The sequence below is a fragment of the Rothia kristinae genome (assembly GCF_016028855.1).
GTDB lineage: Bacteria > Actinomycetota > Actinomycetes > Actinomycetales > Micrococcaceae > Rothia > Rothia kristinae.
Map to the genome: position 1 here is coordinate 1,262,421 of NZ_CP065738.1, position 23,133 is coordinate 1,285,553.

General features: G+C 72.4%; 20 protein-coding genes and 1 riboswitch. Of the genes, 9 read left to right on the top strand and 11 right to left on the bottom strand.

Annotation, left to right across the window (positions count from 1 at the left end; genetic code table 11):
- The first annotated feature begins 54 nt into the window (after nt 1-54).
- From I6G21_RS05600 to I6G21_RS05610, 3 genes are read left to right on the top strand one after another with little or no spacing between them, the layout of a single operon-like run.
- On the top strand, nt 55-1,077 hold the full coding sequence (locus I6G21_RS05600; RefSeq protein ID WP_151196644.1) for a type IV toxin-antitoxin system AbiEi family antitoxin: 1,023 nt from the start codon (nt 55-57) through the stop codon (nt 1,075-1,077).
- Nucleotides 1,074-1,910: a hypothetical protein gene (locus I6G21_RS05605; RefSeq protein ID WP_129357936.1), complete on the top strand. Its 837-nt coding sequence runs from the start codon at nt 1,074-1,076 to the stop codon at nt 1,908-1,910. The genes I6G21_RS05600 and I6G21_RS05605 overlap by 4 nt, the downstream gene beginning before the upstream one ends.
- Complete coding sequence (locus tag I6G21_RS05610; protein ID WP_129357935.1) at nt 1,900-2,409, top strand: amino-acid N-acetyltransferase; 510 nt, start codon at nt 1,900-1,902, stop codon at nt 2,407-2,409. Before I6G21_RS05605 ends, I6G21_RS05610 begins: the two co-directional genes overlap by 11 nt.
- Nucleotides 2,410-2,449: 40 nt before the next feature.
- On the opposite strand, the gene I6G21_RS05615 is transcribed toward I6G21_RS05610, so the two are convergent.
- Nucleotides 2,450-3,427, bottom strand: a complete 978-nt coding sequence (locus I6G21_RS05615) for an HhH-GPD family protein (RefSeq protein ID WP_129357934.1) — start codon at nt 3,425-3,427, stop codon at nt 2,450-2,452.
- Between the two features lie 121 nt (nt 3,428-3,548).
- Here I6G21_RS05615 and I6G21_RS05620 point away from each other — a divergent pair, with 121 nt between their 5' ends.
- Nucleotides 3,549-4,349: a hypothetical protein gene (locus I6G21_RS05620; RefSeq protein WP_058731098.1), complete on the top strand. Its 801-nt coding sequence runs from the start codon at nt 3,549-3,551 to the stop codon at nt 4,347-4,349.
- 129 nt (nt 4,350-4,478) lie between these two features.
- Here the strand turns inward: I6G21_RS05620 and disA are convergent, their stop codons facing one another.
- The 3 genes from disA to I6G21_RS10805 all read right to left on the bottom strand — a co-directional run bounded on the left by disA (nt 4,479) and on the right by I6G21_RS10805 (nt 8,456).
- Entirely contained in the window at nt 4,479-5,549 is a 1,071-nt protein-coding gene (disA, locus tag I6G21_RS05625) for a DNA integrity scanning diadenylate cyclase DisA (protein WP_129357933.1), read from the bottom strand.
- A 122-nt stretch (nt 5,550-5,671) separates the two neighbouring features.
- Nucleotides 5,672-7,075, bottom strand: a complete 1,404-nt coding sequence (gene radA, locus I6G21_RS05630) for a DNA repair protein RadA (RefSeq protein ID WP_129357932.1) — start codon at nt 7,073-7,075, stop codon at nt 5,672-5,674.
- Between the two features lie 157 nt (nt 7,076-7,232).
- A complete protein-coding gene (locus I6G21_RS10805; protein WP_129357931.1) occupies nt 7,233-8,456 on the bottom strand; it encodes an FUSC family protein in 1,224 nt (407 codons plus the stop codon).
- Nucleotides 8,457-8,663: 207 nt separating this feature from the next.
- Between I6G21_RS10805 and pstS the strand changes: the two genes are divergently transcribed.
- The 4 genes from pstS to pstB are packed head-to-tail and all read left to right on the top strand — an operon-like array spanning nt 8,664 to nt 12,628.
- Entirely contained in the window at nt 8,664-9,767 is a 1,104-nt protein-coding gene (pstS, locus tag I6G21_RS05640) for a phosphate ABC transporter substrate-binding protein PstS (RefSeq protein ID WP_129357930.1), read from the top strand.
- On the top strand, nt 9,764-10,681 hold the full coding sequence (gene pstC, locus I6G21_RS05645) for a phosphate ABC transporter permease subunit PstC (protein WP_058731657.1): 918 nt from the start codon (nt 9,764-9,766) through the stop codon (nt 10,679-10,681). Before pstS ends, pstC begins: the two co-directional genes overlap by 4 nt.
- Nucleotides 10,678-11,811: a phosphate ABC transporter permease PstA gene (gene pstA / locus I6G21_RS05650; protein ID WP_129357929.1), complete on the top strand. Its 1,134-nt coding sequence runs from the start codon at nt 10,678-10,680 to the stop codon at nt 11,809-11,811. Before pstC ends, pstA begins: the two co-directional genes overlap by 4 nt.
- A gap of 37 nt (nt 11,812-11,848) precedes the next feature.
- Nucleotides 11,849-12,628 carry a phosphate ABC transporter ATP-binding protein PstB gene (pstB, locus tag I6G21_RS05655; protein WP_058731658.1) on the top strand — a complete coding sequence of 260 codons (780 nt, stop codon included), beginning with the start codon at nt 11,849-11,851 and terminating at the stop codon, nt 12,626-12,628.
- A 27-nt stretch (nt 12,629-12,655) separates the two neighbouring features.
- Here pstB and I6G21_RS05660 read toward each other — a convergent pair whose 3' ends face one another.
- From I6G21_RS05660 to I6G21_RS05685, 6 genes are all read right to left on the bottom strand, one after another.
- A complete protein-coding gene (locus I6G21_RS05660) occupies nt 12,656-13,669 on the bottom strand; it encodes an inorganic phosphate transporter (RefSeq protein WP_129357928.1) in 1,014 nt (337 codons plus the stop codon).
- Between the two features lie 3 nt (nt 13,670-13,672).
- On the bottom strand, nt 13,673-14,290 hold the full coding sequence (locus I6G21_RS05665) for a DUF47 domain-containing protein (RefSeq protein WP_058731660.1): 618 nt from the start codon (nt 14,288-14,290) through the stop codon (nt 13,673-13,675).
- Between the two features lie 270 nt (nt 14,291-14,560).
- Nucleotides 14,561-15,190 carry a hypothetical protein gene (locus tag I6G21_RS05670; protein WP_129357927.1) on the bottom strand — a complete coding sequence of 210 codons (630 nt, stop codon included), beginning with the start codon at nt 15,188-15,190 and terminating at the stop codon, nt 14,561-14,563.
- A gap of 110 nt (nt 15,191-15,300) precedes the next feature.
- Nucleotides 15,301-16,101, bottom strand: coding sequence for a hypothetical protein (locus I6G21_RS05675; RefSeq protein ID WP_129357926.1), 801 nt, complete (start codon nt 16,099-16,101; stop codon nt 15,301-15,303).
- Nucleotides 16,102-16,212: 111 nt separating this feature from the next.
- Nucleotides 16,213-17,106, bottom strand: a complete 894-nt coding sequence (locus I6G21_RS05680; protein ID WP_129357982.1) for an SDR family oxidoreductase — start codon at nt 17,104-17,106, stop codon at nt 16,213-16,215.
- A gap of 140 nt (nt 17,107-17,246) precedes the next feature.
- Nucleotides 17,247-18,629, bottom strand: a complete 1,383-nt coding sequence (locus I6G21_RS05685; protein WP_129357925.1) for an NAD-dependent succinate-semialdehyde dehydrogenase — start codon at nt 18,627-18,629, stop codon at nt 17,247-17,249.
- A 163-nt stretch (nt 18,630-18,792) separates the two neighbouring features.
- A riboswitch (SAM riboswitch) is annotated at nt 18,793-18,901 on the top strand.
- 62 nt (nt 18,902-18,963) lie between these two features.
- Here I6G21_RS05685 and metE point away from each other — a divergent pair.
- On the top strand, nt 18,964-22,533 hold the full coding sequence (gene metE / locus I6G21_RS05695; protein ID WP_193554008.1) for a 5-methyltetrahydropteroyltriglutamate--homocysteine S-methyltransferase: 3,570 nt from the start codon (nt 18,964-18,966) through the stop codon (nt 22,531-22,533).
- 7 nt (nt 22,534-22,540) lie between these two features.
- Here metE and I6G21_RS05700 read toward each other — a convergent pair whose 3' ends face one another.
- A complete protein-coding gene (locus tag I6G21_RS05700; RefSeq protein ID WP_061225404.1) occupies nt 22,541-23,128 on the bottom strand; it encodes a TetR/AcrR family transcriptional regulator in 588 nt (195 codons plus the stop codon).
- Between the last annotated feature and the right edge of the window lie 5 nt (nt 23,129-23,133).

The following is a 23,133-nucleotide window of genomic DNA, read 5'->3' on the forward strand; positions in this document are numbered from 1 at the left end:
GGCGCATGTGTTCGATTTCCAGCCACGTTCATATAGTTTGAACACGTGCGAAAAATGAACACGGCGGCCGAGGAGGAGCTCTGGCGCGTGCTGCGCCCGATCCTCGAGGACTATGGGCTCGATCCCTCGGTCGAGGGGGAAGGCCCCGATCAGCGGATGGTGTGGGTTCCGACGGCATCGGGCCCGCGCCCGATGAAGGTGCTGCTGCGGCGTCACGCTGTCGCGTCCTCCCGGCAGGAGGCGGCCGGCTCGCGGATCATCGCAGCGCCGCGGATCTCCGCGGGCTTGGGAGCTCAGCTGCGTCAGCAGGGGATCTTCTACATCGATACCGCGGGCAACGCCTTCCTCGATCTGCCGGGCTACCGGCTGCAGGTCGAGGGGCGCACGGAGCACTCGGATGACTTCTGGCAGCGGCAGACGCAGATCTCCACCGCCTTCACTCCGGCCGGTCTGCGCGTGCTGTTCGCTCTGCTGGTGAGCGAGCAGTCCAGGGAAGCCTCCCAGCGGGAGCTCGCGGAGGCGGCGGACGTCTCCGTGGGAACGGCCTCGCTGACCATCCGCGCACTGGAAGGACAGCGTCTGATCCTGCGCGATGCCGGCGAGGTGCATCTGCTGGATGAAGAACGGCTGCGGGACCTGTGGATCGATCACTACATCGTGCGTCTCGCCCCCAAGCTGCGCACCCGGAGATTCGCCGGACCGCCGCCGCACTGGTGGCTCGAGGAAGCCGGTGAGTGGTCAGCGGGAGGGACCCTCGGTGGAGAAACCGGGCTGGAGCAGGTCGGCACCGATCTGGTGGCACGGGAGACCGTTCTCTACGGCACTCCTCCCTGGCTGGACCTGGTGCGGCTCGGGCGCCTGATACCGGATGACCAGGGGAACGTGGTGCTGCGGGAGCAGTTCTGGGGACCACCCCTGCTCAGCGATGCCCGGGTGGTGCCCGGTCTCCTGCTGGAAGCGGATGCGCGAGCCGCGGCCGATCCTCGGGTGCAGGAGACGGCCGCCCGGCTGACGCGCCGGAGCGGACCCGGGGTGCATGACGGGGCCGGGCAGGATGGGGCAGGGAGCTGGAGATGAGCTTCGATGATCCCTTCCAGCCGGGTCAGGTGCTGGGAAGCCTGCGTGATGTGGTGAGAGAGCTGGATGGGAAGATCGGAGCTCAGCGGTACATGATGCTGGGAGCGCTGGTGCGGGACCATCACCTCAGGCGTGTCTTCCAGGAGGAGCCGCGAACACGCCGCACCCGGGATTTCGACTTCGCCGTGGTGGTTCCGGATGAGGCGGCCTACGCGGGGGTGCTGACCACTGGAGAACCGGCGGCGGGAGCTCTCGCCGTCAGGCGTCGGATCAGGGACCTGCCCGTGGACATCCTTCCGATCTTCCACGGGGGAGACCAGACGAAGTGGGTTGCAGACGGGATCACCTGGGACCTGCTCGGACTGCTGGAAGCCTGGGAAGGCTCCCAGGTGCTGGATTTGGGTGACGGAGCCTCGGTGAGGATTCCGACCCTGCCAGCCATGATCGCCCTCAAGATCGTGGCCTGGGGCGCTCGGGAGGATCGAAAGGACGCGGGAGATCTCCGTCTGCTGCTCGCGGCTGCCGTGGAAGAGGGGGAAGCGGCGTCCTGGGAGTCAGATGATGCTGCCCTTCTGGCCCATCCGGGGTTCGAGGGCGATATCCGTCAGGTCGCGGCGTATCGGGTCGGCAGGGAACTCCAGACTCAGCTTCGGGAGGATACGCTGGGCAGGTGCCGGGAGCTGCTCGGCGACGACGGCGAGCAGCTGTGGCTGGCCGCGGAGAGCACCGTCTCCCCCTACGGAACGGCCCAGCGGCGGGATCGCACGGTGATCCAGCGCGGAGCCAGAGCGCGGCTCGCCGCTTTCACGAAAGGCCTCACCTATGGGAGATGATCTCCACCTGCGCCCGGCCCGCACCGCGGACGCCCGGGCGATCGGGCGCCTGGTGGCGCCCTACGCCGAACAGGGCGTGCTGATCACCAAGGAGACGGTGGACTACTACGAGGCGATCCAGGAGTTCCTGGTCATCGAGGCCCCCGGCGTCGGGGTGGCCGGCTGCGCGGCGCTGCACGTGATCTGGGAGGACCTCGCCGAGATCCGCACCGTCGCGGTGGACCCGGTGCTCACCGGCCACGGCATCGGGCGGCGGCTGGTGCAGGCGCAGCTGGAGCGGGCCCGCGACCTCGGGGTGAGCCGGGTGTTCTGCCTGACCTTCGAGGTCGAGTTCTTCCGGCGGATGGGCTTCGAGGTCATGGACGAGCAGGAGGGCATCGACCCGCAGGTCTTCGCCGAGCTGCTGCGCTCCAAGGACGAGGGCATCGCCGAGTACCTGGACCTCGCCCGGGTCAAACCCAACACCCTGGGCAACACCCGCATGATCCGCGCCCTCTGAGCCCCGCCCATCTGCTGAGCCCCGCTCGCGGGCGGCCGGGTCAGGGCAGGGCCACCGTCTCCGGGGTGGGCTCCGCGGCCAGCCCGTCGGTGAGCAGCCCCTCCAGGCACCGCCGCAGCTGCTCGGGCGGGGCTTCGAGGCGACGCAGGGCGCGCACGGCGCGCACGACGTCGTCAGCCTCCGCCGCCGAGCCGTGGGCCTGCTCCGGCAGCCGCGGGTCCAGCAGCAGGGCCCGGGGCACCGGGGCGCTCGCCGCGCGCAGCACCGCCATCAGGGCCCCGCGGGCCTGCCGGTCCGTGCCGTGCCAGGCCTGGCCCTTCGGGGCGACCTCCGGCTCCGGGCGCCCCGCGGCCACCCAGGCGCAGTAGGCGAGCACCGGGCACTCCTCGCAGCGCGGGGCGCGGGCCGTGCACACCAGGGCGCCCAGCTCCATCACCGCGATGTTCCACCGCACGGAATCCTCCCGATCTCGCGGCAGCAGGGCCTCGGCCAGGCGCATCTCGGCGGCGGTCATGCCCCTGCCCGGCAGGGCCCGCCCGGAGATCAGCCGGGCCTGCACGCGCCGGATGTTCGTATCCACCACGGTCTCCCTGTGCCCGAAGGCGAAGACGCTGATCGCCGCGGCGGTGTAGGCCCCGATCCCGGGCAAACCCAGCAGGGTCTCCCGGTCCGCCGGAACCTCGCCGTCGTGCTCGGCGACGATGGCCGCGGCCGCAGCGTGCAGGCGCAGAGCCCGGCGCGGGTAACCCAGTCGGCCCCACGCCCGCACCGCCTCCCCGGGGGACTCCGCGGCCAGCGCGGCGGGGGTGGGCCAGCGCCGCAGCCACTCCCGCCAGACCGGCAAAACCCGGTTCACCGGGGTCTGCTGCAGCATGAATTCGCTGACCATGACCTCCCAGGGGGTGCGCTCGGGGGCCCGCCAGGGCAGGTCCCGGGCGTGGGCGCGGAACCACGCGCCGATGCGCTCGTGCAGCTGGGACAGGGTCGCGGGATCCGGCAGGGCGGTGGGAGCAGGCATATCCCCACCACTGTAGGGCAGGCGGAGGGCCCGGGATGCCGCGGAAAGGCGGCTTCCGGCGGGTCCGGGATGGGAGTGAGCCAGGACGCGGCGGCGGGGAGAATTGGGTAATCTGAGGGCCATGGCTGACTACGAAGAATTCGACGGTGACGGGGAAGAGTACGAGCGCGAGGCGCCCGAGGTCTATCGCAGGCGGCGCATCATCGCCGCGATCATCGCGATCCTCGCGATCATCCTGGTGGTGTGGGCGCTGGTCTTCGCCTTCCAGCGGCTCACCGACTCCGGGGATGACACCGCCGCAGCCTCCAGCGCCGCCGCCGGAGACAACTTCGACAGCTTCAGCGCCCGTCCCACCGGCGGCGCCTCCGGGTCCGCCTCGGGCTCCGCCTCCGCCCAGCCCTCGGCCTCGGCCTCCGCGGAGGTGACCCCCACCGGCGAGTCCACGGCCTCGGCCGACGCCGAAGGCACCGAGGCCAGCGCCACCCCCACGGACCAGGCCGCCGCACCCACCCCGGAGCCCACGACGCAGCAGCCCGTGCAGGCCTGCTCCGACGCCTTCACCGTGAGCACCACGGTGGACAAGCAGGTCTACGCCGCGGGGCAGCAGCCGGTCATCACCACGACCGTCGCCAACGGCTCGCAGAACCCCTGCACCGTGGATCTCGGCTCCGCGAACACCACGTACCAGATCACCTCCGGCCCGGCCAACGTCTACAGCAGCCAGACCTGCCAGGCCCAGCCCACCCACGATGAAGCCACCCTGCAGGCCGGGGCGAAGCAGACCACGAGCCTCACCTGGGATCGCGGGATGAACGCCTACGGCTGCGGGCAGGCCGCCCAGCAGGCGAAGACGGGGTACTACTGGGTCACCGCGACCGTCAACGGCGTGAGCTCCCAGCCCACGCTCATCGTGATCCAGTAGCCGCGTCTCATCGACCGCGCTTCACGCCCGGCGCCGGACCCGCTCAGGGACATCCGGGGCCGGGCGCGGTGCGTTCGCGTGGGCGGCAGGGCCGCGTCTCTTCCGGTGCAGGGCGCCCGCCGCGGGGTCTCACATGAACCGCTCCAGCAGGCTGGATTCGGCGGTGCGGGCCAGGGATTCGCGGATGCTGCGGGCGCGTTGCTCGCCGACCCCGTCCACGGCGCGCAGATCCTCCAGATTCGCGGCCATCAGCGCCTGCAGACCGTCGAAGCGCTCCACCAGCCGGTCGGCCACGGCCCGCGGCAGCGACTTGATCCCGGCCAGCAGCCGGTGCCCGCGCGGAGCCACCGGCACGTCCAGGTCCCCGGCCCCGGGCAGTCCCACGGTGCGGGCCACCACCGCCAGATCCGCCAGCTCCGCCGGGTCCAACCCGGCCACCGCCTCCCGGGCCTGGGCCAGTGCGGCCGCGTCGGGCGGAACCGGGAGGTAGTCCAGCAGGAGGGCATCCGCATCGGGCTGGCCCAGGACCAGCTCCTCCAGCTGCATCTGCACCATCCGCCCCTCGGTGCCCAGCTCGACGACGGCCTGGTCCACCTCCGCGGTGATGCGCCGGACCAGCTCCAGCCGCTGCAGGGCCGCGGCGACGCTGCGCACGGTCACATCGGACTCGATCTCCAGGGAGGCGAGGTTCGCGAACTCCTGATCCAGCCGGTGGGAGTAGCGCTCCAGGGTCTGCAGGGCCTGGTTGGCGCGGAACATGATGGCCTGGGAGTCCTCCAGGGGGTAGCGGACCCCGTCCGCGTAGATGGTGATGATGCCCATGGAGGCCGAGACGGAGACCACGGGGAAGCCGGTCTGCTTCGCGACCCGCTCGGCGGTGCGGTGCCGGGTCCCGGACTCCTCCGTGCGGATGGCCGGATCCGGCATCAGGTGCACCCCGGCCCGCAGGATGCGGGTCACGTCCCGGTCGCACACGATGGCCCCGTCCATCTTGGCCAGCTCGCGCAGGCGGGTGCCGGTGAACTCGATGCCGATGTCGAAGCCGCCGGTGCCGATGGCCTCGACCATCCGGTCCGTGCCGAGCACCACCAGCGCCCCGGTGCCGCCCTGCAGGATGCGCTCGAGACCCTCCCGCAGCTCGGTGCCGGGGGCGAGCAGGGCGAGGGTCTTGGTCAGCAGATGGGTTCGCGCGGTAGCCACCCGTCCATCTTAGGTGCGCGGGCCCCGACGACGCCCGACGACGCCTGGGGCCGCGCGGATCGACCCGCCGGCCGTCCCCCGGGGGAGCAGCGACGGGTTCCCGTGCCGGCCGGACTGGGGCTTCAGCCCTTGGTGCGCCCCGGGAAGAGGGTGGCCACGGCCTCCACCACGGAGGCGACCTCCTTGACGGTGAAGCCCTCCGGGACCTGCCCGACCCCGGCGGGGGAGGCGGGCACGAGGGCGTGGGTGAAGCCCAGCCGTGCGGCCTCGGCGATGCGCTGGCGGATGCCCGGCACCGCGCGGACCTCACCGGCCAAGCCCACCTCCCCGAAGACCACCAGGCGTCGCGGCAGCGGCTTGTCCTCCGCGGCGGAGGCCAGGGCCATGACGGTCGCCAGATCCGCTGCCGGCTCGCTCAGGCGCACCCCGCCGACCGTGGAGAGGTAGCAGTCCATCTTCCCGACGCCGAAGCCGGCCCGCCGCTGCAGCACGGCCAGCAGCATCGCGGTGCGCTGGGCGTCCAGTCCGGCGGTGGCCCGGCGCGGCTGGGAGGTGGAGGACTCATCCAGCAGCGCCTGGACCTCCGCCAGGAGCGGGCGGCGGCCCTCCAGGGTCACGCTCAGGCAGGTCCCGGCCACGGGCACGGGGGTGCGGGAGACGAACAGACCGGACGGGTCCGAGACCCCGGTGATGCCGTCCTCCAGCAGGTCGAAGCAGCCGACCTCGTCGGTGGGGCCGAAGCGGTTCTTGACCGCGCGCAGCATCCGGATCCGGGAGTTCTTATCCCCCTCGAACTGGCAGACCACATCCACCAGGTGCTCCAGCAGCCGGGGCCCGGCGATCGCGCCCTCCTTGGTCACATGCCCCACCAGCAGGGTGGTCATGTTCCGCCGCTTGGCCTCGGCGATGACGGCCGCGGCCACCTCCCGGACCTGGGTAACCCCGCCGGCTGAGCCGTCCACCTCCGCGCTGGCCAGGGTCTGCACGGAGTCCAGGATCAGCAGGGTCGGGTTGATCCGTTCGATGTGGGCCAGCGCGGCGCCGAGGTCCGTCTCCGCGGCCAGGTACAGGGTGTCCGCATCCGCGCCGATCCGGTCCGCGCGCAGCTTCACCTGGGCGGCGGATTCCTCCCCGGTCACGTACAGCACGTCCCGGGTGCTCCCGGCCCCGCGGGCGAAGGTCGCCGCGACGTCCAGCAGCAGCGTGGACTTGCCGACGCCGGGCTCCCCGGCCATCAGCACCACGGCCCCGGGCACCAGCCCGCCGCCGAGCACGCGGTCGAACTCGGCGATGCCGGTGGAGGCGGCGCGGGCGAGGGTCGCGTCCACCTGGGTGATGGGCTGGGCGGGGGTCTGCACGCTGGCCGCGGCGGTGGTGCGCGGCCCGGAGGCGACGGCGCCGACCTCCTCGATGGTGCCCCACTGCTGGCATTCCCCGCAGCGGCCCACCCATTTGGCCGTGGTCCAGCCGCATTCGCGGCAGCGATAGGCGTTGGCGGCGCGGGGGCTCTTGCGTGCGGGGCTCATGTGCCCAGGGTAGAGGCCCCGACTGACAGATCGAGCAGGCGCCTCCCCGCCCTGAGATGCGGGTTTCGTGTTGAGTTGCGCTGTTCGTGCTTCAGATGCGTCCCGCCGTGCGGTATCTCAGCACGATCCCCGCATCCCAGCACGAATCCGGGGCGTGTCAGTCCGACTCTCGCCGGATCCGGGTCCCGGGCCGGTCATCCTCCTCCGGGTCCACCACCGGCAGCGCCTCGGTGAGCTCCTGGCGGATCTGCACCGGGATGGTGCTGGCCTTCGCGTAGGGCAGGCCCGTGGCCGCCAGCAGGTCCACGCTCAGCGGTCGGATCAGCATCACCAGGGACTCGCCCTGGTAGGTGCGCACCCCCAGGGCCGCCGGATCCAGGCGCTGGGCCACCCGGGTCAGGTCCGCCCGGGCGCGAGCGGAGAAGGCCTCCCGGGCCGTCGTCGAGCCGCCGGCGAAGGACGCCCCGATCAGGTCCACGGCCTCGGCCAGCTCCGTGAGGATCTCCTCCAGGGCCGCCACCGCCTGGGGCCGCAGCCGCACCGTGCGGATCACGGCGGTCAGGCGCCGGGCCAGCACCCGGGTGTTGCGCACCGCGTGATCCAGGGCGTCCAGGCAGCGCTCGTAGGCTTCGATCTCCTCCAGGCGGCCGCGCCGCAGCAGGGTGAACCGCGCCTGCTCCCGGCCCATCTTCAGCGCGGACTCCAGGGCCGTGATGCTGGGCTGGGTGCGCCGGCCGCGGCGCAGGGCGCGCTGGGCGCGCTCGGCGTCGTACCCGCCCAGGGCCGCCGCGATCTCGCGCAGCACCGCGGAGAACTCCCCGCTCAGCGTGCGGAAGCCCCGCCGGGCCTCCCGGCTGGGATCCCGCGGGGAGATCGCCATGATCGCCAGCGCGAAGCAGGCCCCCACGATGGCGTCCAGGCTGCGGGCGAAGGGCCCGTCCACCGACGGCGGGAGGATCACCACCAGCACGGACTGCAGGCCCATCTGGGTGGTGAAAATCGTGCCGTTGTCCAGGAAGCGGGCCAGCAGGATCGAGACCAGCAGGACGACGGAGGCCTGCACCAGGCCCTGCCCCAGCACGTGCATCAGCACATCGCCGACCGCGATGCCCAGGGTGCAGCCGAGGGAGACCTCCAGGATGCGGCGCAGATGCACCGACCCGTTCCCGTAGCCGAGGGAGACGATCGCCGCCGTGGCGGAGAACAGCGGGCCGTGGTGGCCCAGCACGTGCTCGGCGAAGGCGTAGGCGCCGACCGCCGCGATCGTGATCTGCAGCGACTGCCCGAACCCCGCGCGCACCCGACCCAGCCCCGTGCGGATGCGCCGACGGACATGGTCGAGCACGGCGCCCGCGCGCCCGGCAGTCCCGCTTCCGCTCATGCCCCCATGGTACGGAAACGACCCCCGCGCGGGGTCCGCTCGGGGGAGGGCGCGGCGCCCGAGTGTTCACCCGGCGTTCACCCGGGATCGGGCCTCGGGTCACCTGCCCTGCGTACGCTCGAGACCGCGGGCCCGGACCGGGCCCCGCACCACCATCGGTCCCCGCGCAACGGGGCGCACACCAGACCCATAGGGAGAAGAACCCACATGAAGATCTCGCGCATCGGCCGCTGGGCCGCCCTGGCCGCCGTCGGCTCCCTCGCCCTGACTGCCTGCGGCTCGGACGACGCCACCGGCTCCGGGGACTCCGGCTCGGCGGGCTCGGACTCCTCCGTGTCCGGGACCCTCTCCGGGGTCGGCGCCTCCTCCCAGCAGGCGGCCATGACCGCCTGGCAGTCCGGCTACCAGTCCGCCCACTCCGGGGCCACCGTCCAGTACTCCCCGGACGGCTCCGGCGCCGGGCGCGAGGCCTTCCTGGCCGGCGGGGCCAGCTTCGCCGGCTCCGACGTCCCCCTGACCGACGACGAGGTCCAGAAGGCCAAGTCCCAGTGCGGCGACGGCGGCGCCATGGACATCCCCGTCTACGTCTCCCCGATCTCCGTGGCCTTCAACCTCAAGGGCATCGACTCCCTGAACCTGGACGCCAAGACGATCGCGGAGATCTTCTCCGGCAAGATCACCCAGTGGAACGACCCGGCGATCGCGGATCAGAACGAGGGCACCGACCTGCCGGACACCAAGATCACCACCGTGCACCGCTCGGATGACTCCGGGACCACCAAGAACTTCACCGACTACCTCGCTGACGCCTCGCAGGGCGCCTGGACCGAGAAGGCCTCCGGCAACTGGCCCTCCGGGCTGTCCGGTGAGGCCAACAAGGGCACCTCCGGGGTCGTGTCCACCACCAAGACCACCGAAGGCGCGATCACCTACGCCGACTCCTCCGCCGTGGGGGACCTGGGCGCCGCCAAGATCAAGGCCGGGGACGGCTACGTCTCCCACGAGGAGGAGAACGTCGCCCGCGCCGTGGAGAACGCCAAGCGCCTGGATGGCCGCTCGGAGCACGACATCGCCCTGGAGATCGACCACGAGGGCACCGACGGGGCCTACCCGATCGTGCTGGTCTCCTACCACATCATCTGCTCGGCCTACGACAAGCAGGAGACCGTGGACCAGGTCAAGGCCTTCGAGACCTACGTGACCTCCGAGGACGGGCAGAAGGCCGCCGCGGACGCCGCCCACTCCACCCCGCTGCCCCAGAAGCTGCGGGATGAGGCGAAGGCCGCCATCGACACCGTGAAGACCAAGTGAGCGCCAAGTCCTCCTCTCCGGCCCAGGACCGGATCTTCGCCGGGCTCGCCCTCGCGGCGGGCCTGGTGATCCTGGTCGTCCTGGCCGGCGTCGCCCTGTTCCTCGTGCTGCGCGCGAAGGATCTGGTGGGCACGCCGGCCGGGGACTTCACGGGCGGAGACGGCTTCATCGGCTACATCCGCCCGCTGGTGGCGGGCACCCTGATCAGCGCGCTGATCGCCCTGCTGATCGCCACCCCCGTGGGCATCGGCGTCGCCCTGTTCGTCTCCCACTACGCCCCGCGGCGCCTGGCCGCCCCGGTCGGCTACGTCATCGACCTGCTGGCCGCGATCCCGTCCGTCGTGTTCGGCGCCTGGGGTGCCTCCGTCCTGGCTCCCAAGATCGTGCCGTTCTACGACTGGCTGGCCGATGAGCTGGGCTTCCTGCCGATCTTCGCCGGCCCGGCCTCGGCCACCGGCAAGACCATCCTCACCGCGAGCATCGTCCTGGGGATCATGATCCTGCCGATCATCACCTCGATGTGTCGGGAGATCTTCGCCCAGACGCCGGTGCTGCAGCAGGAGGCGGCCCTGGGTCTGGGTGCCACCCGGTGGGAGATGATCCGGATGACGGTGCTGCCCTTCGCCCGGGCGGGGATCGTCTCCTCCGTGATGCTCGGGCTGGGTCGGGCTCTCGGGGAGACCATGGCCGTGGCCCTGGTCCTGTCCGGCGGGGCCTTCAACCCCTCGCTGATCCAGTCCGGGAACCAGACCGTGGCCAGTGAGATCGCCCTGAACTTCCCGGAGGCCTACGGGATGCGGATGAACGAGCTGATCGCCGCCGGTCTGGTCCTGTTCCTCATCACCCTCGTCGTCAACATGCTGGCCCGCCTGGTCGTGGCCCGCTACCGGCACTTCTCGGGAGCCGACGCATGAACCAGCCCTCCACCGCATCGTCGCAGCGCACCCAGCTGGGTCACCGGCTGAGGACCCGCACCGCCCCGGCCTGGCTGCCGTGGCTGATCGGGGTTCTCGCCGTCATCCTCGGGGCCGCGGCCTCCGCGCTGATCGGCTTCGGTATTGCCTCCTGGGCGATCTTCTCCGCCCTGATCCTGGTGATCGCGGGCCCGCTGGCCGTCGCCGGGATCGAGGGACGACGCCGCGGGGCCGACGCCTTTGCCCGCTACCTCGTCTGGGGGGCCTTCCTGCTGGCCCTCGTCCCGCTGGTCTCGGTGCTGTGGGTCGTGCTCGCCCGGGGCCTGCCCGGGCTGAACGCGCACCTGCTGAGCACCTCGATGGGCGGGGTCACCGGCGTCACGGACAACGCCGCGGCCGCCGGGGAGGGCCCCGTGTACGGCGGGGCCTACCACGCGATCGTCGGCACCCTGGTGATCACCTTCTGGGCCACCGTGATGTCCGTGCCGATCGGTCTGCTGACCGCGATCTACCTGACCGAGTACGGCGGGGCCACCCGCGTCTCCCGGGCGATCGCCAAGACCATCACGTTCCTCGTGGACGTGATGACCGGCATCCCCTCGATCGTCGCCGGTCTGTTCGCGGCCGCGTTCTTCGTGCAGATCCTGGATGACCCCTCCGCGCGCTTCGGCTTCATCGCCTCCGTCGCCCTGTCGGTGCTGATGATCCCGACGGTCGTGCGCAGCGCGGAGGAGATGCTGCGGATCGTGCCCAACGAGCTGCGGGAGGCCTCCTACGCCCTGGGGGTGCGCAAGTGGCGCACCATCGTCAAGGTGGTCATCCCGACGGCGATCTCCGGGATCTCCTCGGGCGTGACCCTGGCGATCGCCCGCGTCATCGGGGAGACCGCGCCCATCCTGGTCACCGCCGGGTTCGTCACCACCATCAACTGGAACGCGTTCTCCGGCTGGATGACCACCCTGCCCACGTACATCTACTACCAGATCATGACCCCGACCTCGCCCACCAGCCCTCAGATCTCGGAGGGCCGGGCCTGGTCCGCGGCGCTGATCCTCATCGTCGTCGTCATGCTGCTGAACCTCGCCGCCCGGCTGATCGCCCGGATCTTCGCCCCGAAGTCCGGCCGCTGACGCCCCCGCACCCGCCACCCCAAGGAGAGCCTGCCCCGTGTCCAAGAGCATCGACGTCGAGCACCTGAACGTCTACTACGGCGACTTCCTGGCCGTGCAGGACGTGAGCATGCAGATCCGCGCCCGGTCCGTGACCGCGTTCATCGGGCCCTCCGGCTGCGGCAAGTCCACGTTCCTGCGCACCCTGAACCGGATGCACGAGGTCATCGCGGGGGCCCGGGTGGAGGGTTCGGTGCGCCTGGACGGGGAGGACCTGTACGGCAAGGGGGTGGACCCGGTGCGGGTGCGCTCCCAGGTCGGCATGGTCTTCCAGCGGCCCAACCCCTTCCCCACGATGTCCATCCGGGACAACGTGCTGGCCGGGGTCAAGCTGAACTCCCGGCGCCTGCCCAAGGCCCAGGCCGATGAGCTGGTGGAGTCCTCCCTGCGTTCGGCGAACCTCTGGGAGGAGGTCCGGGACCGGCTGGACAAGCCCGGGGCCGGGCTCTCCGGCGGTCAGCAGCAGCGGCTGTGCATCGCCCGGACCATCGCCGTGAAGCCGGACGTGATCCTCATGGACGAGCCCTGCTCGGCCCTGGACCCGATCTCCACCCTGGCCGTGGAGGATCTGATCCACGAGCTGAAGGAGGAGTACACGGTCGTGATCGTCACGCACAACATGCAGCAGGCCGCGCGCGTCTCGGATCGCACCGCGTTCTTCAACATCGCCGGCACCGGCAAGCCCGGCCGGCTCATCGAGTACGCCCCCACCCAGGAGATCTTCAACAACCCCAAGGAGCAGGCCACGGAGGACTACGTCTCCGGGCGCTTCGGCTGAGTCGGGATCCCCGCGCGGGGGCGCGCCTCACAGCAGCGGGGACAGCGCCAGCAGCAGCACGGCCGCCAGCACCGCGCAGACCGGGACCGTGAGCAGCCAGGTCAGCACGATCCTGCCCGCGACCTGGGAGCGCACCGCGGTGAACCGCTGGGTGGACCCGGCCCCCAGCACGGCCGCGGCGGACAGGTGCGAGGAGGAGTACGGCTCGCGCAGCACCGCGCCGGTGCCCAGGCTGAGCAGGCTCGTCGTCGTCATCGCGACCGCCCCGCGGAACGGGTCCACCTGCACCATGCGGGTGGCCAGGGTGCGGGCGATCCGCCAGCCGCCGCCGAGGGTGCCCAGCACCATGAGCCCGCACAGCACCGCGCCCGCGGCCAGCGTCGCGGGGCCGGCCTCGGGCGGGGTGATCCCGGCGCAGCCCAGGAGCAGCCCGCCCAGCAGCAGCAGCCGGTGCCCGAAGTACATGCCGTGGCTCAGGGAGACGACGGCGGCGCTGAGGCACAGCAGGTACCGGGAGCGGTCGTTGACGGTGCGGGGGCTGGCGTGGCGCAGCAGCCCCACCAGCAGCACCGCCGCCAGCCAGGACACCGCGTAGGCCAGCAGCGGCCCGGCCACCAGCGGCAGCCACACGGAGGCCAGCAGCTGGCTGGCGGCGTCGGCCGGGACGTCCAGGTCCACGGCGCGGGCGGCCCACCCCGCCCCCAGCAGGGCCCCGATCAGGGCGTGGGTCGAGGAGGAGGGCATGGCCCGCCACCAGGTGGCCAGCTCCCACAGGATCGCGGTGGCCAGGATCGCGGTGAGTATCCCCAGCCCGTCGGTGCTGGAGGGGACCCGCAGCCAGTCGTGGGCGGTCTCCGGCAGGGTTGCCAGCCCCACCCCGAAGCCGATGGCGGTGCACACGGCGGCCAGGGCCAGCGCGGTCGTCGCGGTCAGGGCGCGGGTGCGCACGGCGACGGCGATCGCGTTGGGGGCGTCGTGGAAGCTGCCGATCACGGCGAAGCCCGCGAGCAGCAGCAGGCTCAGGGCGAGCAGGAGGGCCACCGGTCAGGACTCCTGCACGAGGATCCGGCCGACCTCCGTGGCCACCGCGCGCAGGTGGCGGGCCGCGGAGTCCAGCTTGTCCGCGAACTGCGCGGTCTGCTCGTAGCGGCGGGGCTTGAGGGATTCGATGAGGTCCGCTCGGTACAGGTCCCCGGTGCGGGTGGACTGCTTGGCCATGCGCAGCACCTCCACCCAGTACTCGTCCAGACCCTCCAGGTCGGACAGGTGGTGCATGGCCTCCGCGGTGAGGGAGGCCTGACGCTGGATGAGGTCCAGCAGGTCCGAGGCGCGGGAGGAGAACTGGTCCAGGCCGTTGATGACGATCGTGTGGGTCGCGGCCGCGAGATCCTCCCCCGCGGTGTTCAGGTGGTGGGCCAGCAGATACAGGTCCCCGCGGGGCAGGGCGGTGACGAAGGAGGAGCGCACGTCCGTCATCACCGCGAAGAACAGGTCCGTGCACCGGCCTTCGATGTCGAAGGCCTGCTCGAGCAGCTCGGGCCGGTCCTCCACGGGGGAGCCCATGGTGCGCGAGACCGCGGAGGCGGCGTCGATGACGAGATCGGCCATCTGGGAGAGCAGGGTCAGGGCCCGGTTCTCCTGGGGGAACAGTCGTAGTGCCACGCGGTGCTTCCGGCTTTCCGGTCGAGGGGTGGTCGGGGTGCCGCTACACCATAACCGGGCAAGGTTAACGACGACGGCCCGCCCCGGGGATTCGGGGCGGGCCGTCGGATGAGGAGGTGGGCACTGGACCGGGAGCGCCTCTCGGCGGAAGGCCGCTCGAAGCGGCTTGATGATGGAGCCCGGGGCTACCAGCGGCCCAGTGCCGCCCTCCCAGTCTGGTCCCGCACCGCGGGGGCTGTCAACGAGCCCGCGCGGTGCCGGGAAGGCCGCTCAGTAGGCCGTCGGGGCCTGGCGGGCGGCGGTGACCGCGCGGTACCAGGCGGAGGGGGGCTTCAGGAACAGGAGGATCACCCCGATGATGAAGACGATCGTCCCGATGCTGCCGAGGAGGCCGCCCGTCGCCAGGCTCGCGAGGACGCCCAGGGCGGAGAGGGCCGCGAAGACGAGCAGGACGATGCGCGCCCAGTTGCGTCCCTTGCCGGCGAACCACACGAACAGGGCTCCCACCGCACCCATGAGGATGTAGGCCACGAGCGCCGTGATCCGGGCCGCGCTTGCCATCGTGGAGACGGTGGTGGCATCGACGGTCTGGCCGTTGACCTGGGCCTGCTGGGTGTAGGTGGCTTCGAAGTCCAGGGTCAGGGCGGCGATGATGCCGAGGATCACGGTGAGCGCCAGCGAGATCCACAGGATCAGGAGGCCGGTGCGCACCTGCTGGGGCTTCTGCTGGAGCAGCTGGTCCACGGAGCCGGCGGCCTGCGGCTGACCGGCGTAGGCGGGGGCTCCGTACTGCGGGGCGCCCTGGCCGCCCTGGTACTGCGGGTAGCCCTGCTGGGGCTGGGACTGGCCGTACTGCGGGGCGCCGCCGTCGGCGGGGTTCTGCTCGGGCTGCTGCGACATGATCGATGTGCTCCTTCGAAGGGGTCTCGGGGTGTGCGTCGTGCGTCTCGAGTGAAGTTGGTGTGCATCACCCATTCCACCAGATCACCGCGGGAAAGTCCCGCGGTGAGTCAGTAGCCGCGGCGCAGGACCTGCACGGTCTGGAACCACCGGGAGACCGGCTTGGTCCACAGCATGAGCACCCCCACCAGGTAGGCGATCTCGGCGATCAGCGTCATCACCGAGCTGATCCAGAAGGCCGGGCCGGTGGCCTGGCGCATCAGGGTGTCGATCTCCGGGTTCTCCGCGGCCAGGACCGCCCCGATGGCGGGCAGGGCGATGAGCGCGAAGAGCGAGGCCAGGGCCTGCAGCCCGGCGATGATCGCGAAGACCAGGGAGCTCACCCGCGCCCAGTGGGCCCCGCGCAGGCACAGCCACAGGAACGCCGCCCCCATCACGTAGACCCCCAGGCCCAGGACCGCGCCGACGACGCCGCCGGCCACCTCGAGAGCCCCGCCGGAGATGAGGTTCTCGTCGATCATGCTGACCAGGCTACCCAGCAGGGCCAGTCCGCAGCCGATCCAGCCGATGAGCACCCCGGTGCGCAGCCGCTGCGGGGCGGGGCCCGCCTGCCGGACATCACCGGGCTGGGGCACATACCCTCCGGAACCGGTCGCATCGCCGTAGCGGGGGACGCCGCCGGGGGCCCCGCCCGGCTGGGCACCCTGCCCATAGACCGGTGCACCCTGACCATGCGTCGGCGTGCCCTGGCCGTAGCCGGGGGCCTGCTGGTACCCGGCGTGGCCCGGGGCGGGTGCCCCCGCGGCGGGCCCGCCCGCGGCGTCGGCGCCGTCCTGCGGGGCGTACTGGCCGTAGCGCGGCTGCGGCCGGGAGTAGTTCGGGTCCTCGGGGGAGGAAGGGGGCTGGGTCATCTCATCCTCATTCGGTCGGGGCGATCTGGGGCCGGTGATGGTGCGCACCACCAGTTCACCAGAAAAACCGCGACGGCGCGCCCCCACCGGGGACGCGCCGTCGAGACGAGGTCACGGGGTCGGGGCGCCGCCGTTGACGTCCAGCACCGAGCCGACCACGTAGCTGGATTCCGCGGAGGCCAGGTACACGTACGCCGGGGCGATCTTCACGGGGTGACCGGCACGGCCCAGCCAGGACTGCTGGCCGAAGCCGTCCAGCTTCGCATCGGGCTGCCCGTCGGTGACCTGCAGCGGCGTCCAGAAGGGCCCCGGAGCCACCGCGTTCACGCGGATCCCCTGCGGGGCCGCCTGCTGGGCCAGGGACTTGGTGAAGGCCTTGATCGCGGCCTTCGTCGCGGCGTCGTCCGGGAGCACATCTGAGGGCTTGTAGGCCTGCACCGAGGTGGTGTTGATGATGGTCGACCCGGCCGGCATCACCCGCAGCGCCGCCCGGGACAGGGTGAACATCGCCTGCACGTTGAGGGCGAAGCTGCGATCCACCTGGTCATCGGTGAGCTCCTGGATGCTCTCGGACCAGAACTGCATGCCCGCGTTGTTGACCAGGATGTCCAGCCCGCCCAGCTCCTGAACGGCGGCCTCCACCAGCCCGTCCCGGTACGAGGCCTCCAGCAGATCCCCCGGCAGCAGCGCCGCGGTGCGGCCCTCCGCCCGGATCAGCCCGGCGACGGTCTGGGCGTCCTCCTCCTCATCCGGCAGGTACGCGATCGCGACGTCGGCGCCCTCGCGGGCGAAGGCGATCGCCACGGCCGCCCCGATGCCGGAGTCGCCCCCGGTGATCAGGGCCCGACGGCCGGGCAGGCGCCCCAGGCCCCGGTAGGTGCGCTCGCCGCGATCCGGCTTCGGCTCCAGGCGGGCATCCAGCCCGGGATTGGGCTGGTGCTGGGGATCCGGGTTCAGCTGCGGGTAGGCGGTCACCGGGTTCGCGAACTCCAGCTGGGAGGCCACGGGGGTGCGCTGCTCATCGGTCACGCTCTGCTCCTTATGTTGAGGGCCCGGGGTCACCGGGCCGGGGTGCGCGCCGACGCCGTGGGCGGCGTCGGCGCGCGAGGGGCCGCGGCGGGCGCGACCGGGTGCGGGGTGCGGCCTCAGAAGGACTGGGCGCTGACCCGCACCAGCTTCTCGTTGGTGAACTCCTTCAGGCCCCACTCGGCCAGCTCCCGGCCGTAGCCGGAGCGGCCGATGCCGCCGAAGGGCAGGCCCGCCTGGGTCACCAGGTGCTCGTTGACGTGCACCATCCCGGCCTGCATCCGCCGGGCGAAGCGCTCGCCGCGCTCCAGGTCCTCGGTCCACACCGAGGCCTGCAACCCGTAGTCGGTGTGGTTGGCCAGGCGCAGCGCGTCCTCCTCGTCCTCGGCGCGGTAGACGATCACGGCGGGGCCGAACAGCTCGTTGCAGCCCAGGTCGGAATCCGGGTCCACGTCGGTGAGCAGGGCGGGGGACATGAACCAGCCGGGACGCTCCAGCTTCTCGCCGCCGGTGCGCAGGGTCGCCCCGTTCCGCACGGCGTCGTGGATGCGCTGGACCACCTCGTCCCGGGCGGTTTCGGAGGACAGAGGCCCCATGTCGGCGTCGGGATCGTCCCAGGCGCCCACGCGGATCGCCTCCACGGCCTCCTGGGCCTTGGCGACGAACTCCTCGTAGAGCTCATCGACCACGATGATCCGCTTGGGGGAGGTGCACACCTGCCCCTGCACGGAGGTGCGCAGCCCGACGGCGGTGCGCACCAGCGCGTCCAGGTCCGAGGTGTCCAGGACGACGAACGGGTCGTTGCCGCCCAGCTCCAGCACGGACTTCTTGAGGTTCTTCCCCGCGTTCTGCGCGACGGAGGCCCCGGCCCGCTCGGAGCCGGTCAAGGAGACCCCGCGCACCCGGAAGTCCTCCAGCACGGCGGGGACGTCCTCGGTGTCCAGGTAGAGGTTGATGTAGGCGTCCTCCGGGATCCCGGCCTCGTGCAGGATCTCGGCGAAGGTGCCCGCGGACAGCGGGCAGATGGCCGCCTGCTTCATCAGGATCGTGTTGCCGATCAGCAGATTCGGGGCGGCGAAGCGGGCCAGCTGGTAGTAGGGGAAGTTCCACGGCATGATCCCCAGCAGCACGCCCAGCGGCTCGTGCTCCACGATGGTCTTCTGCGCGCCCTGCGGCTGCAGCTCGGTGGGCTCCAGGACGTCGGGGCCGTGCTCGGCGTACCAGCGGAAGATGGAGGCGACCAGCTGGACCTCCTGCAGGCCCTCGCTCTTGAGCTTGCCCATCTCCCGGCCGATGATCCCGGCCAGCTCCTCGGCGCGCTGCTCGAAGAGGTCTCCGACCTTCGCCAGGGCCTGGGCGCGCTGGGCGATCGGGGTGTCCCGCCAGGGGCCGACGGCGAGGTGCGCCCGCTCGATGATCTCGGGGATCTGCTGGGCGGGCAGGGAGTCGAAGGTCTGCTCGACCTCGCCGGTGGATGCGTTGGTCACTGCGAATTCGGTCATAACCCCTAGTCAACGCCCCGGGTGGGGGACGGTTCCAGGGGTTTTCGCCGTGAGCATGACGGCGGGGGCGTCATCCGGGGACGCCGGGCGTCATCGGCGCGTCGCACGGTCACATCCGCGTCCGTTCTTGGCTGGCCGCGGCTGCGCCGGTTCACTGGAGGGGTACCTATCCAGAGCGGCCGAGAGACCTGGCTCGACGACGCCGCAGCAACCACCCCCACCGCCCTCGTGCGACGGTTCGGGAACGGTGCTCCCGCCAGGACCGATGGATACCGTGCGACAGCCGCCGCGGCTGCCGCGATCCGTCGGCCGATCCTGCAGAAGGAGGCCCGACGTGCCCGCCGCACCCCCGACCCCGCCGCCCTCGCTGTCCTACGAGCTGTTCCCACCGCGCGGACCCGCCGCCCAGGACGCCCTGCTGCGCACCCTCGACGCCCTCGCCCCGACCGCCCCCGACTGGGTCTCCGTGACCACCGGGGTGCAGGCCGATCGACGCGCCGGCTGCCTGGACCTGCTGGAGCACCTGGTGCACCACACCCTGTACCGGCCGCTGGCCCACGTGATCGCCACGGGCAGCACCCGCGGGCAGCTGCGGGAGCTGACGGCCCGGATCCTGGACCTCGGGGTGCGCGGGATCCTCGCGCTGCGCGGGGACCGCCCGCCCGGATACGTCCCCGGGCCGGAGGAGCTGCCCTTCGCCCGCCACCTCGTGGAGCTGGTCCGGGAGGTGGAGCGGGAGCACCGCGCCCACCTGGGCGCTGGGCGCCTGGCGGTGGGGGTCGCGGCCTATCCCGTGCGCCACCCCGAATCCCCGAGCGCCCTGCACGACATCGAGGTGCTGCTGGCCAAGGAGCGGGCCGGGGCGGACTTCGCGATCACCCAGGTCTGCCAGGACCCGCAGGACCACGTCCGGCTGCGGGCCCGGGCCGAGCAGGCCGGGGTGGGGCTGCCGCTGGTGGCTGGGATCCTCCCGGTGACCAGCCTGCGCCGCTACGAGAGGGTCTGCGCCCTGGCCGGGCTGGCGGTGGACGAGCGTTTCGCCCACCGGCTGGAGACCGCCGAGAGCGAGACGCAGCGGCGTCGGGTGGGGGTGGCCCGGGCCCGGGAGCAGGCCCTGGCCGCCCTGGACGCCGGGGCGCCGGGACTGCACCTGTACACCTTCAACGAGCATCCCGCGGCCCTGGAGCTGCTGGAGGTCCTGGACCTGCCTCGCCCCTCCCCGACACCCCGCCCGCCCCTGGGCCGACGCAGTCCGGTGGAGACCGCCCGGGGGCACCTGCCCTCCGGCTCCCAGCCCCTGGACGAGGAGATCCTCCCGGCGCCTGCGACCGAGAAGCAGCGCCATCCGGGACCGCCGGACCGTTCCCGCCACCCCGATCACCCCCACACCCGAGACACCCGATCCGATGCCGAGGAGACCACCGTGAGCACCACCGACCGCACCGCCGAGCACACTGAAGAGCGCACCGCCCTGTCCACCCACGGGGCCGCCGCCTGCCCCTTCCCCGCCGCGACCGTCCTGGGATACCCGCGCATCGGGCCCCGCCGGGAGCTCAAGCGCGCCCTGGAGCGGCGCTGGTCCGGGAACGCCGACGCCGCGGACCTGGCCAGCGAGGTCACCGCCCTGCGGGTGCGCACCGTCGCCCGGCTGCGCGAGCTGGGACTGACCGGCTGCTCCGCGATCCCCGCGTCCTTCGCCCTCTACGACCAGGTGCTCGACGCGATCGTCGCCACCGGGGCCGTGCCCGCCCGCTTCCACGACCTCGCCGACGAGCACGGGCGCCTGGACCGGGAGGCCTCCTTCGTCCTGGCCCGCGGCGACGCCGCCCGCGGGCCCCTGGAGATGACCAAGTGGTTCGACACCAACTACCACTACCTGGTCCCCGAGATCGGGCCGGAGACCCCCTTCGCGGCGAACCCCGAGGAGCTCAAGGGCCAGGTCTACGCCGGCACCTACTCCCCGGCCGACGCCGCGGCCCTGCGCCCGGCCGTCGTCGGACCCGTGACCTTCCTGCTGCTGGCCAAGCCCGAGGACTCCGCCCCGGCCGGCTACGACCCCCTGGACCGGCTGGAGGATCTGCTGCCGGTGTACTCCGAGCTGATCGCGGCCCTGGGGTGCACCGGGGTGCGCTGGGTGCAGCTGGAGGAGCCCGCCCTGGCGGCCGACCAGGACCGGGAGGATCTGCCGGAGCTGGTGGAGCGGGCCTACCGCGTGCTCTCCGAGGCCCGGGCGGCGGAGGACCCCGCCCTGCTGGTCACCACCGCCTACGGGGACGCCCGTGAGCTGCTGCCGGTGCTGGCCCGCACCGGGGTGGAGGCCGTGCACGCGGACCTGGCCTCCGGGCGGCGCGGACTGCGCCGGCTCACCGCCGAGCAGCTCGAGCCCTTCCTCGCCCCGCAGGCCCCGGCGCTGGTGGCCGGCGTCGTGGACGGGCGCAACGTGTGGCGCACGGACCTGCCGGGTGCCCTGGACCTGCTCGAGGAGCTGACCGAGGCCGGCGCCCGGGTGCGGGTGGGCACCTCCACCTCCCTGCTGCACGTGCCCCACGACCTCGAGGCCGAGACCGCCCTGCCCGGCCACGCCCGGAACCGCCTGGCCTTCGCGGACCAGAAGGTCCAGGAGGTGCTGATCCTCGCCCGCGGCCTGGCCGAGGGACGGGAGGCGATCGCCGAGGAGCTCGCGGCGGCCGAGGCGAGCCCGACCGAGCCGGGCCGCAGCACGCCCGACGCCGGGGACCCCGGGCTCGATGCGGCCGTGCGCTCGCGCGCCGCGGCCGTGGGCCCGCAGGACCGCCGGCGGGAGCCGGGACAGGTGCGTCGCGACATCCAGCGCGAACGCGGCGCGGCCGCGGGGCTGGGCCCGGTGCCGACCACGACCATCGGCTCCTTCCCGCAGACCCCCGAGATCCGGCGGGCCCGCGCCGAGCACCGGGCCGGGCGGCTGTCCGAGGAGGGCTACCGGGATCGGCTGCGGGAGGAGATCGCCCGGGTGATCCGGCTGCAGGAGGAGCTGGGGCTGGATGTGCTGGTGCACGGTGAGGCCGAGCGCAACGACATGGTCCAGTACTTCGCCGAGCACTTCGAGGGCTTCTCCGCGACCGAGCACGGCTGGGTGCAGTCCTACGGCTCTCGCTGCACCCGCCCCTCGATCCTGTGGGGCGACGTCTCCCGGAAGGGGGAGGGGGTGCGCGGGGAGGCCTTCACCGTCCCGTGGATCACCTGGGCGCAGTCGCTGACCGAGCGCCCGGTCAAGGGGATGCTCACCGGCCCGGTCACGATCCTCGCGTGGTCCTTCGTCCGGGAGGACCAGCCGCTGGCCGTCACCGCGGACCAGGTGGCCCTGGCCCTGCGCGATGAGGTGAGGGATCTGGAGGACGCCGGCATCGGCATCGTGCAGGTGGACGAGCCGGCCCTGCGCGAGCTGCTGCCGCTGCGTCGGGAGGACCACGCCGCGTACCTGGAGTGGGCGGTGCAGGCCTTCCGCCTGGCCACCTCCGGGGTGCGCGCCGAGACCCAGATCCACACGCACCTGTGCTACTCGGAGTTCGGGGAGGTGCTCGCGGCGATCGACGCGCTGGACGCCGACGTCACCAGCGTGGAGGCGGCCCGCTCCCGGATGGAGCTGCTGGCCCCGCTGGCCGAGTCCGGTTTCGACCGCGGCATCGGGCCGGGGGTGTGGGACATCCACTCCCCGCGGGTGCCCGCCGAGGAGGAGATCCGGGACCTGCTCCAGGCCGCGGCGCGGGTGGTGCCGGCGGATCGGCTGTGGGCCAACCCGGACTGCGGGCTGAAGACCCGGGGATACCCGGAGACCGAGGCCGCGCTGCGCCACCTGGTGGCCGCGGCCGCGGCGGTGCGTCGGGAGGCCGCGGCGCGTCCGGAGGAGGCGGTGCCGGTGGCCTGAGCCCCGCTCAGTCCTCGGGCAGCAGCTCGACGATCCCCTCCAGGAACTCCGGGGTGTCCAGTCCCGGATCCACCGAGATCCGCACGAAGTAGCCGTGCATGAGAGCCAGCAGCCCGTCCGCGCGGCGCCGGGCCAGCTCCTCCGCGGGCCCGGCGTCGCCCTGACGGCGGGCCCAGGGCAGCAGGGCCCCGGCCATCAGGTCCCGGACCCGCCGCAGGTTGCCCCGGGCCAGCTGCGCGATCCGGGGGTCCAGGACGGCCTCGGACCACAGCTGCAGGAACATGCGCATCAGGTCTCGGTCCACGACGTCGCGCGGCACGGTGCGGGCGATGCCCCGGGGGGTCACGGCCTGCTCCGCGCTCGCGGCCTCGGCCAGGATCCGCTCGGCCCGCTGAAGGGTGCGCTCGGCGGTGGCCTGCAGGATCTCGTCCTTGGAGGAGAAGTGGGAGTAGATGGATCCGGCCGAGAGTCCGGATTCGCGGATGATCTCGGCCATCGAGGTTCCGGTGAAACCGCGGCGGCGGAAGCAGGCGGCGGCGTCGTCGAGGATCTGTCGGCGGCGGGCGTCTCTGGTCTCATCGGTCAGGCGCGGCATACACA